We start from the raw sequence: 10,811 nt of genomic DNA, 5'->3' as shown, positions 1-10,811 counted from the left end.
CTTATGCCACCTAATCAGAATTGCTTTATTATTCAGACGCTTTGCTTTTGCTATATCGATGTGAAGGACCAAATGCGTGTGGTTACTCATAACAGCGTAGGCGCAAATATCAATACAAAATATCCTGCCAAGTTGAAGAAGTTTGTTTTCAACCCAATCGCGCCGGTGTTCATATGAACGTCCAGTTAGTGGATCTAGTCCGCACAAATAAGCGCGACGAACACAGCGTGAAATACAGTGATAGTAGGGGGTGTTTGAAACGCTAATTAAGTTTCTACGTGGGGTTGCCATGCTCTTCTCCTCCATGAGTTGAACAATTTAAGTTTAGCCATAATTTAGAGAAGTGAGAAATATTAAGTTGAATGTCTATTTAGTCTATTAGTCTTGTGGAAGAACAAAGGGTAAAAATGGGTGTCTATTTATGTGTAGTTATGTTTTTAGATCTTGTTAGATAAAAGTGGATATCCAAATAAGAATCCATTTTTAGATCTTGTTAGATAAAAGTGGATGTCCAAATAAGAATCCAATAATGTAGGGCAACAAAAAAGCCAGTCGGAGACTGGCTTTTGATAAAGAGGTGTTTAAGGGTTATTTGCTTCTAATAAGCCTTAAACAAGAGTTCTCTTATAGACGCTCAATTACAGCTTGAGTGAAGTCTGTAGTACCGTGGCTGCCGCCAAGGTCGCGAGTTGTACGGTCGCCTGTTTTGATAACATCAGCAACAGCGCTGCGGATACGCTCTGCAGTGTCAGCCATACCTAGGTGCTCTAGCATTTGGATAGATGCTAAGATCACTGATGTTGGGTTTGCAAGGTTTTTACCAGCGATGTCTGGTGCGCTACCGTGTACAGCTTCGAAGATAGCTGCATCTTCACCAATGTTTGCGCCAGGAGCCATACCTAGACCACCAACAAGACCAGCACATAGATCAGATAAGATGTCACCGAATAAGTTTGTAGTAACGATTACATCAAACTCATCAGGAGTCATAACTAGTTTCATACATGTTGCATCAACAATCATTTCAGTTGATTCGATTTGTGGGTAACGCTCAGCGACTTCACGTGCAACTTTTAAGAATAAACCAGATGTTGATTTAAGGATGTTAGCTTTGTGTACAGCCGTTACTTTTTTACGACCTTCACGAACCGCTAGTTCGTATGCAAAAGTGACGATTTTTTCAGCACCTTCACGGGTGATTTTTGACATTGCTTCTGCTTCGTTACCATCTTCAGAAACAACTTGGCCAAGACCTGAGTACATACCTTGCGTGTTTTCACGAACTGTAATGATATCGATATCGTCGTAACGAGCTTGCGTACCTGCGAATGATTTAACAGGACGAACGTTTGCATAAAGGCCAAACTTTTTACGTAAAGTTACGTTGATTGATGTAAAACCTTCACCTACTGGTGTCGTTAATGGACCTTTTAAAGTGATCTTGTTACGCGCGATTGTGTCGATTGTTTCTTGCGGAAGTAACTCACCAGTTTTTTCTAGGGCAGCAAGGCCAGCATCAACGAATTCATAATCAAAATCGCAACCTGCAGCTTTAAGGATCTCAAGTGCTGAATCAATAATGCTAGGACCAATGCCGTCGCCTTTGATCACTGTGATGGTTTGTTTAGCCATTTACTTTTCCTATTTATGAGTAGATAAACACGTAAACTCGTCGCGAAATAGCATGCGATTTACTTGTTAGAAGGTTTACGTGGATGTGTTTGAAAATTTAAGCGGCTTTTATAGCAATTTATTCAGCTTTTTGCCAGTTTATCCTGTGAATACTGACTATAAACAGACTAAAGTTCATATTTATTTAACGTTTTCGCACTTTTTAACAACACATGCTAAAAATTGTCTGCAAATTCACAGTTTTTCAGATATGCATAAAAATCTGCTTTTGATTGCCAACCAGCAGCCGATAAACTGTCGAAAATAATCTGTTCTTGCCAACTACTAAACAGCGCCTTAGGCTGAAAAACGTAATAGGTAAATAGCTTAATCGCGACCCAATGCTTTTCATTGATATCAAGCTGTTGTTTTTTTTGTTGCTCACTGCTAAGTAAATGCTGTGTCCAGCTATTGTCACCAATCAGTTGATTTAAATACTCTGTCAAAGGAGCCTGATCTAGGTGGTTCACTCCAAATAAACAGGCAAGGGGTGGGCTTATTACCTGTTCTTCGGCCTGTTCAAATACGGTTTTGCGAGAAAGGCTCGTTGATTGATGCTCGCAAAGGTATAAAACATAAGCATATAAAGGTAAAGCAACCTGCTCAAATTGAACGGTCTCTGAGTGTTTAAATAGCGCCTGAATAATTCGCACCATATTTTCAAGTCGCTTAGAAATATGCTGAAAAAGCGGGTGCGATGTGGTTGCAACCAAACGCTGAAACAAGACTTTTTGAATAATTGCTGGGGCATTATCGTATCCGACCATTGATAAACAATGGCGTAAATCTTTGGCTCTTTGCTGTTCTTTATTGTATGGCTTCACAGCAACTGTAAGTTGCGTAATCAATTCAGGGTAGGGGCTCAAAAGCTTATTCAAACCACTGTAGCTGTACTCTTTTGATACTTTTAGCGCACTAATTAACGTTAAATAGTGCTGTCTACGCTGCTGATTAAGTGGTTGTGGCTCAACAAAGTTAATGTTTTCACTAAACCATACTGTGTATAGCAAACGAGTGTCTTGGCAAGGTCTTTGTTTATCAAATATGGTTAGATTTGCTTTAAAGCGATGCCAGCGAATCTTTTCAGGGCGACTGGCATCAACCAAAATATGGCGACCATGTTCATCAGTGGTTAAATAGATAAGCACTTGTTCCGCATACTTTACTTCACTGGCTGGAATATAAGGGCCAATATGTGCAATCAGTGCTTTTATTGCATTTTGAGCAAACTCGTTCGGTGTCCGCAAATAAATATCAGCTAAGGCTTTATGCACACTAATGTGACCACCTGATTCGCGATAAGTCGTATTCATGGCAATAATATTAGCCAAAGCAACTAGGGTTGTTGCGCCATCGTAAATCATAATTTTTGGCGCGCTTAATAGGGCTTGCTTATATTTATTTAAACGCGCTAATAAATGCTGAATCGAGAGTGTATGTGGGCCTGAGTCTTTTAGCAATTTTGCTGCTAACTGATGGCGACATTGCCAAAGCTTTTTATCTTGAGGCGTCAGTGCCTGACCTGCGGCCAATTTATTACTTTGGGATTGCACACAAAGATAATTCGCTAAACAGCAGCTAATAATTTGTTCACTAATAGCTTGGTTGTAGTTAAGACTACGACACAATATACAAGCTATAACACATTGGTTTACGACTAAATTTGTGGTGTAGCCATGGTTTGATACATACAGGCTTAATTGCGCTTGCATCCCTTTTGGGCAAGCTTGGTATATTAGGTAATACCGCTCAGCAAGGTTACTTAATAAAGGGAAAATTTGTGACCATTTTTGCTTTTGATGATAAAGCTTAAGTAGCTGGTGCGTACTATCAAATAAGCGTGCCAATTCCCGTGGCGTCACGTTTTCCATCATAAGCGGTTAGGTTTCTTGTTGATAGCTTTCATAGGCACTTGGCCCCCATAATACCAGCTGACCATTTTTAAAAAGTAGGCCTGTGCATTCATCTATGGTGGTTATCCCATCAGATTTAACATGCTGAGTGCGGTAAAAAATAATCTGCCAAACATTGTCTTTGACTCGTTTAGCATAGGTTAGATCGGGGCTGCCTAAATAATCAAGCACCGCATTAAGGTTTTCAGGCTTATCAATCGTTAGTTTTGCGATGTAGCGTTTATTAAAAGCTTCACGGTCTTGCCAGATCATGGCTTGCGGATCATCTTTATAAAAAGTGATCACAAGGGTTGCTATCAGTGCATAAACACCTAACCCAAGTACCAGATATTGGAAAACCTTTTTAAACATGTGTAACTCTATAAAACTAACGCGAATTTTCAGTATACGCTCAGTTAGCAAACTGTGCTACGAGATTGCGACTAATTGAGTCTTAACTGCTTTAAACTAAAGCCTAAGTTAATATCGGTACGCAGCATAACGAGGTTTTTTGATATCACAAACATGTCCATTTCTGAACTCAGCTTGCGTTTTAGAGTTGGGTTGAGCTCATCATCGTTAATGGCTGCTTCTATTGATTCATAATCATTTATTAGTTGCTGCGCCGACTTATTACCTATCCCTTTAACGCCCGGAATATCGTTAGTTTTATCACCAGCTAAAGCCCAAAAATCAGCAAGTCGATGCTTTGGTACATCAAAGCGTTGCTTGATATCTTCAAGCTCAATGTATTGCTTTTTGAAGTAATCAAAAATTGCAATTTGCTCAGATAAAAACGGTAAAAACCCTTTGTCGGTAGATACAATCGTCGAAGCGACATTGTTAGTCGCGGCTTTGTGAGCAAGGGTGGCAATGATATCGTCGGCTTCATCGTTATCAGGTGAAAACACCACAATGCCAGTGTCTTCAATTGCTTGTTTAAAGCGTGATAAGTTTTGCTTGAGGGTGTCAGGCATTGGTGAACGTGTACTTTTGTATGCCTCGAAGTAATGATAGCGCCAGCTTTTCTCGCCATCAAACACGGCAATAGCATGAGTCGCATTACACTGCTGGCGTAATTTTTTACAAGCATGTGCCACTCGGGCACAGCTTGCTTTTATCATATGTTCTTCACTGTGATGACTCTGATTACTATCAACAGCATAGATGCGCCTAATAAGATTTAGCGCATCTATTAAAAGTAATTGGGTTGTCACATTGGCTCCTGTTAGGCTTTGATCTCATAGCAAGGAATGTACTTACTGCCAGGTAACTTCATACGGCCTTGCTCAACAAATGCTGCCAGCAGTTTGTCCATATCAGCCATAAGCGCGGGTTCGCCACTTAGCACAAAGCGGCCATGTTGCTTAATGGCTTGTAAGCCTTCATCTTTAACATTACCAGCCACGATGCCTGAAAACGCACGGCGTAAATTTGCTGCGAGTTGCTGAGTGGGTTGATCTAAATGTAAATCTAAGCCCGACATATTAGCATGTGTTGGTGCAAACGGCTGTTGGAAATCATGATCGATTTTAAGTGTCCAGTTAAAGTAATAAGCATCACCTTGGCTTTTACGGTATTCACGTACTTCAGCCATTTTGGCTTTAAGCGTTTTACCAACGCGTTCTGGGTCATCAATGATCACTTCAAACTTATCAAGTGCAGCTTTACCCAATGTTTTCTCAACGAATTTACACAGCTCAATAAAGTAATTTTCACTTTGTTTAGGGCCAGTTAAGATCACAGGTAAACACTGCTTTTCGTTATCTGGGTGAAGCAAAATACCTAAAAGGTATAACAGCTCTTCTGCGGTACCCGCACCACCAGGGAAAATAATAATGCCATGGGCAGTACGAACGAATGCTTCTAAACGCTTTTCGATATCTGGTAAAATCACTAGCTCGTTTACAATCGGGTTAGGCGGCTCAGCAGCAATAATACTTGGTTCAGTTAAACCTAAGTAACGATTATTCGTAATACGCTGCTTGGCATGACCAATGGTGGCACCTTTCATCGGGCCTTTCATTGCCCCAGGGCCACAGCCAGTACAAATATTTAAGCCACGAAGGCCAAGCTCATAACCAACTTGCTTGGTGTATTTGTATTCAACTTCGTTAATGGAGTGGCCGCCCCAACAAACTATCATGCTTGGGTCGCTATTTACTCTTAGCGCACCTGCGTTTCGCAGCATATCAAAGACCATATGAGTAATGGCTTTTTGCTCTGTTAAATCTTTTTCGTACTTTTGACAAATAAACAGAATATCGCGAATAACCGAGAAGATATGTTCATGAATACCGGTAATAATTTCGCCATCAACAAAAGCAGATTCAGGTGGGTTTTCAAGTTCGATTTTAATCCCACGTTCGCGGCTTAATAAGCGAATATCAAAGTCTTCGTATTTATTGTAAATTTCAGAGCTTGAGTCGGTGTGGCTGCCCACATTGAGAACCGCGAGCACACAGTTCCTAAATAATTTATAGCGCTCGCTGGTGGATGATTGTTCGAGTAGATCAACTTCTAGTTGCGATAGTAAATCCAGTACACCTGTAGGATTCAGTTGTTTTAACATAAGCACTCTCCCGGCTCGTCAATGAGCCTTTATCATTGTGTGTCAAAGACCTCACTTAGTAGATGAGGCCTTTATTTGCTAATGCAAACTTTATTTCGTCCCTCGTTCTTGGCTTTGTATAGTGCTTCGTCTGCACGGTCAAAGGCAATCAGCGGGGTATCACCTTTTTTCAATTGGGTTGCACCAAGAGAAATGGTGATTTCTACTTGCTTATCTTTAAATTTAAACGGAATGCCTTGAATTGTTTTGCGCAGTTTTTCAAGCGGCATAGCGGCATTTTCAATCGACATTCCTGTCATTAATAACACAAACTCTTCGCCACCGTAACGGGCAATAAAGTCTGATTTACGAATTGATTTTTGTAGTGCTTTAGCAATCACTTGCAGCGTTTTATCACCAGCACTGTGGCCATATTTGTCATTGATTGATTTAAAGTGGTCAACATCTATCACCACAAAGGTAATGTCTGATTCTTGCACATTAAATAAGTTAAATTCATGACTAAAACGCTCATCAAACGCAGCACGGTTTGGCAACTTAGTTAGGCCATCGAGTAAGCTTTTAAAGCGCTGCTCATTGAGGCGCTGTTTGTAGGTCGAAAGCTTTGTTTCTAAATGACTAATGCGGCTATTAATATCGTTAAAGCTTGCAAGTAAGTTCTCGCGTTCTGCTTGTTCTAGTTTTTCTTTTGCAATTAAATCATCACTTAATGATTTTAACTCTTCTTCTACTAGCTCTTTAAGCGAAGAAATAGACGTGGCTTGCTGCGTTTGCGTGTGCAAGTTTTTAATCTTTGCTTCAATTTGTTTGTTAAGCGTTTCGTATTCAGCGCTGAGTGATTCTGAATGCTTACTGGTAGAAACAATAGAATGATGTAAATCTTCGATTGTTTGATTTAAAGAGATCAAAAAGCTTTGAGCAGATTGGCGCTCTTTACTCATATTACGCGTGACAATGCTGATAATGTTCAGCGCCGAATCAAGCAGGTCGTCAACACTATCATTATGAGTAATTTGACTTTTGATAGTCTTAATTTGCTCGGCACTTTCATCTTCAAGCACTAAGTCATTTGCTAGGGTTAGTAGCTGTCTAGCAAGTTCAGGTTTGATTTGCGCCTCAGCTGTACTTGTTGTTGCAAGCTTAGCTTGAAGGGCTTGATGATAGATAACCACTAGCTTTGAAAGTAGTGGTACAAAGTCATGATTAGACTGAATATTATTTAATTCATGATCGAGTAAATAGCGTAATGAGCGACGGGCATCATCGGGTAAGCCTTTTACTTTTTGTAGCTGTTTACCTGCATCTGTAACGCTTTGGTTCAATTCGCGTTGCAATGTCATCTGCTTGGTTTCTTGTTGCCTTAATAGGCCAAGCACGTCATCGATAAATGGCGTCAGCAATTCAAACTTAACCCCTTTCTTAAGGGCATTTCTGAATTTAGCTAAACGATTGTCTAACTCAATGTCTAGTCCTTTACAGCTGAGCGAGAGTTTCGCTGCGAACTGAGAAAGTACATCAACTTGATGCTTGCGCGCGTCCTCGACCACTGTTCGAGCGTCGATCGCTTGCTTTAACTTTTTATTAAGAACATCATGCTGCTGCTGCACCTAGTAATACCGCCATCAAGATTCAAATTGCTATACGCTAAGTTTACAACAAATTAATACGAAATGTAGGTTCCAAGTCAAAAACTTAGCTATTTTGTCTATCAAACTTGTTGCAATGGCAGTTTATCGGTTTTTAATTCACATTTTTTCTCGCAATTGTTAGGCTATTTCGCAATTTTGATAGTAATAAAAAGAGTTGTTATGAAAAAGTTTTTGGCAATGTCTATTTTGGCGGCCTGTTCTAGCAGTGCGTTTGCAGATGTAAACTACTCACTGTCTATTACTCAGCCTGAGCATCATCTAGGTAATGTGAGTGTTGAATTTCCCCAAACTGCTCAAGCACATTTAGATATTAAACTACCTGCATGGCGAACTGGTCGTTACGAAATTTTAAACCTTGCCAATGGCGTACGCTTTTTCGAAGCAAAAGACGATGACGGTAAACCACTAAAGTGGGAAAAAATTGATCACAGCACTTGGCGTGTTCACCTAAATGAGCCAACTCAAGTTAATGTGGATTACCAAGTGTACGCAAACGAGCTAGGCAAACGTGCTCGTCACATTGATGACAGCCATGCATTTATTGATGCATCGGGCTTTTTCATGTTCAGCGAATCATTTCGTCAAGACCCGGTAACCGTAAAACTAAATGTACCAAAAGCATGGCGTTCAGTATCGGGAATGGAAAACGCGGGTTCTAAACACAGCTTTAAAGCCGCTGATTACGATATCTTAGTCGATTCACCAATCGAAAGTGGCATCAATGAGCTACATAAGTTCACCGTTGATGGCCGTGAATACGAACTCGTTATTTGGGGTGATGGCAACTACGACGTAGATAAAATGCTAACCGACCTTAAAAAGCTAGTCACAACGGGTAATGTTATTTGGGATGGTTACCCGTATGAGCGTTATGTATTTATGGTTCATGCTACGTCAGGTGCCGGCGGTGCCACCGAGCATTTAAACTCAACAATTATCCAGCGCCCACGTGACCGTTTTGGTTCTCGCAAAGATTACCTTGCGTTTATCAGCACCGCAGCACACGAATTTATTCATACGTGGAACGTGAAAGCGTACCGTCCTAAAGGTATTGCACCTTACGACTACACCAATATTAACTACGCAAAAACATTATGGATTGCAGAGGGCTCAACCAGCTACTTTGAAGATCACTTAATGGTGCGCTCGGGTATTGAAACAACGGATGAGTTCTTTGGTACGTTAACAAAAACGATTAATCGTCACTTACAAACACCAGGTCGTGAAGTGCAAAGTGCAACCGAAACAAGCTTTGATAAGTGGATCAACCAAGGCGGCGACCACGCTCGTAACTACAGCACCAATATCTATTTAGAAGGTTCATTGATCTCAATGGCACTTGATATTGATTTGCTAGAAAAAAGCGATGGCAAAATCAGTTACCGCGATGTTCACCGTGCACTTTACAACAAGCATCGTTTACCAGATGGCTTTACCCCTGATGATGTAAAAGCGATTTTAAAAGAGCTAACAGGTCGCGATTACAGTGCTTGGTGGCAAGCGAATGTGGATGAGCCAGCTGCTATCGACTTTGATTCGCTACTTGCAAAAGTCGGTTTAGGTTTAACTCGCCCAGAAGGCGCAAAATCAGTACCGAGTATTGATTCTATGGCAAAAGATAGCGGTGAGTTACTAACTCTGACTCATGTTCGTCGTGGTGGCGCTGCATGGCAAGCGGGCTTAACGACAGATGATAAAATTGTCGCGTTCAACAAAAAGCATGTGGGTAAAGATTTAACTGCCAGCCTCGAAACCTTTAAAGCAGGCGACACAGTCACTGTTGATTTCATTAGACGTGATGCACTTCAAAGCACAACGCTGACACTGAGCGAAGACTTTGATAAAGAGAAAAAGGTTAAAGCATTAAAAGATGCAACACCAGCTCAAATGGCATTGTTTAAAGCATGGATGGGTGTTGACCACCCAAATCAAGCTAAATAACAGTCAAGCAAAATAACTCGTTAATGATTTTTGATTGGTAAGAGAGGAGCTGCGGCTCCTTTCTTTTTGTTTGGTGTTTGCTGCGCTTTTACAAACTGCTTAGTGTATTGTGCGTTTAATAGTGCACTGTGAAGTTGCTGCTTTTTACGTCGCCAAAACGACTTTTTAACTTTGCTTGATCTATCACGAATATCGCTTTGTGAATTATCGGGTTGTGATACCGGGTAGGGCAGTAAAGAGTATCCGTATACGCCAGTTTCCCAAACGTGCTGTAAATCGCAGTCTACGGGGCGGCCAAATGTGGCAGTGGCTTTTAATAGCGCTTTTGCTCCGGCCAAACTAACAGCCGTTGCACAGCAGCCAGACATAAGCTTTTTATGAATAACTAAATGTTGCTCATCAGCAAGGGGTTTTGTAAAAGCAATGTCGCGATTACGGTCTTTATAAGCTGCCAACTTTATTAGTTGCCAAGGCTGTTTCAAAGTATTTATGTTTTCAATTGCACTGTGAATTGAGCGGTCGAGAACAAAGTCATCTTCTAAAATAATCGCGTATTCTAACTGCCTATCGACAATAGTTTGCCATGCTTTTCTGTGACTCAGGTAGCAGCCAATTTCACCCTTACTCAAGGGCTTATGATATTTTTTCAGGTTTAAATCAGCACTGTAATGCTGGGCAATCGCTGAATCCGACAGTGTCCTGCCATCAATTGCATCAAGGCGTTCAAATGCCAAATTTTGTGCGTTGAGCTCATGGCTTACACGGTTTAATCGTTCAGTAGAGCTTGCTAAGTTGATTACAAAAATAGCGGTCATTATCGTTACCTGATAGTCAGTTTTAATCAGGCTAACAAGCTTTAATGACGCTTGGGTGTCAGAACTATTTCGCTTTTATGTCAGGACGGGGAGTGTTTAAAATCGCTTGTTTTTCTTGCTCGGATAAAATGATCCAATCAAAAATTTCATCATTACTGCGACCACAGCCAGTACAAAAGCCGTTTAGGCGATGACATTGACCGATGCAATCTGTTTTAAAGTGGCTGGTTGGTATTTTTGATTTTGTCATAGTTAATGTGAAGGCTAATGT

At 40.8% G+C, this 10,811-nt stretch carries 10 protein-coding genes; 1 reads left to right on the top strand and 9 read right to left on the bottom strand.

The features are described 5' to 3' along the window. The 7 genes from CWC28_RS22275 to CWC28_RS14305 form a co-directional block, all read right to left on the bottom strand. Positions 1-291, bottom strand: a 291-nt coding sequence (locus tag CWC28_RS22275) for a transposase (protein WP_502704933.1), incomplete at its 3' end; no start/stop codon positions are given. A gap of 333 nt (positions 292-624) precedes the next feature. Further along, a complete protein-coding gene (locus CWC28_RS14330; RefSeq protein ID WP_063707498.1) occupies positions 625-1,632 on the bottom strand; it encodes an isocitrate dehydrogenase in 1,008 nt (335 codons plus the stop codon). A gap of 215 nt (positions 1,633-1,847) precedes the next feature. Beyond that, the gene (locus CWC28_RS14325; RefSeq protein ID WP_138625316.1) at positions 1,848-3,533 is read right to left on the bottom strand and encodes a hypothetical protein; all 1,686 of its coding nucleotides are present in this window, start codon (positions 3,531-3,533) and stop codon (positions 1,848-1,850) included. Positions 3,534-3,551: 18 nt separating this feature from the next. Next, a complete protein-coding gene (locus tag CWC28_RS14320) occupies positions 3,552-3,935 on the bottom strand; it encodes a DUF3192 domain-containing protein (protein ID WP_063707493.1) in 384 nt (127 codons plus the stop codon). 71 nt (positions 3,936-4,006) lie between these two features. Further along, positions 4,007-4,780, bottom strand: a complete 774-nt coding sequence (gene xni, locus CWC28_RS14315) for a flap endonuclease Xni (RefSeq protein WP_063707492.1) — start codon at positions 4,778-4,780, stop codon at positions 4,007-4,009. Positions 4,781-4,791: 11 nt separating this feature from the next. Next, positions 4,792-6,135: a nucleotide 5'-monophosphate nucleosidase PpnN gene (gene ppnN, locus CWC28_RS14310; RefSeq protein WP_105181842.1), complete on the bottom strand. Its 1,344-nt coding sequence runs from the start codon at positions 6,133-6,135 to the stop codon at positions 4,792-4,794. Positions 6,136-6,206: 71 nt separating this feature from the next. After that, on the bottom strand, positions 6,207-7,742 hold the full coding sequence (locus CWC28_RS14305; protein ID WP_063707490.1) for a GGDEF domain-containing protein: 1,536 nt from the start codon (positions 7,740-7,742) through the stop codon (positions 6,207-6,209). A 201-nt stretch (positions 7,743-7,943) separates the two neighbouring features. On the opposite strand from CWC28_RS14305, the gene CWC28_RS14300 reads away from it, so the two are divergent. Then, positions 7,944-9,725 (top strand): M61 family metallopeptidase, encoded by a 1,782-nt coding sequence (locus tag CWC28_RS14300; protein WP_138625315.1) that lies wholly within the window; start codon positions 7,944-7,946, stop codon positions 9,723-9,725. 20 nt (positions 9,726-9,745) lie between these two features. Here CWC28_RS14300 and CWC28_RS14295 read toward each other — a convergent pair whose 3' ends face one another. Then, positions 9,746-10,540, bottom strand: a complete 795-nt coding sequence (locus tag CWC28_RS14295; protein ID WP_138625314.1) for a glycosyltransferase family 25 protein — start codon at positions 10,538-10,540, stop codon at positions 9,746-9,748. A 64-nt stretch (positions 10,541-10,604) separates the two neighbouring features. Continuing rightward, positions 10,605-10,790 (bottom strand): DUF1289 domain-containing protein, encoded by a 186-nt coding sequence (locus tag CWC28_RS14290; protein ID WP_063707487.1) that lies wholly within the window; start codon positions 10,788-10,790, stop codon positions 10,605-10,607. Positions 10,791-10,811 lie beyond the last annotated feature (21 nt).

Source organism: Pseudoalteromonas sp. S4492, assembly GCF_005886115.1.
GTDB lineage: Bacteria > Pseudomonadota > Gammaproteobacteria > Enterobacterales > Alteromonadaceae > Pseudoalteromonas > Pseudoalteromonas gelatinilytica.
Note: the sequence above shows the minus strand (reverse complement) of the source record. Positions and strands in the feature narration are given on the sequence as shown.

Excerpts from the sequence above, each read along its gene's own strand:
- CWC28_RS14330 (WP_063707498.1), bottom strand. The coding sequence starts at position 1,632 with ATGGCTAAACAAACCATCACAGTGATCAAAGGCGACGGCATTGGTCCT.
- CWC28_RS14320 (WP_063707493.1), bottom strand. The coding sequence starts at position 3,935 with ATGTTTAAAAAGGTTTTCCAATATCTGGTACTTGGGTTAGGTGTTTAT.
- ppnN (WP_105181842.1), bottom strand. The coding sequence starts at position 6,135 with ATGTTAAAACAACTGAATCCTACAGGTGTACTGGATTTACTATCGCAA.
- CWC28_RS14300 (WP_138625315.1), top strand. The coding sequence starts at position 7,944 with ATGAAAAAGTTTTTGGCAATGTCTATTTTGGCGGCCTGTTCTAGCAGT.
- CWC28_RS14295 (WP_138625314.1), bottom strand. The coding sequence starts at position 10,540 with ATGACCGCTATTTTTGTAATCAACTTAGCAAGCTCTACTGAACGATTA.
- CWC28_RS14290 (WP_063707487.1), bottom strand. The coding sequence starts at position 10,790 with ATGACAAAATCAAAAATACCAACCAGCCACTTTAAAACAGATTGCATC.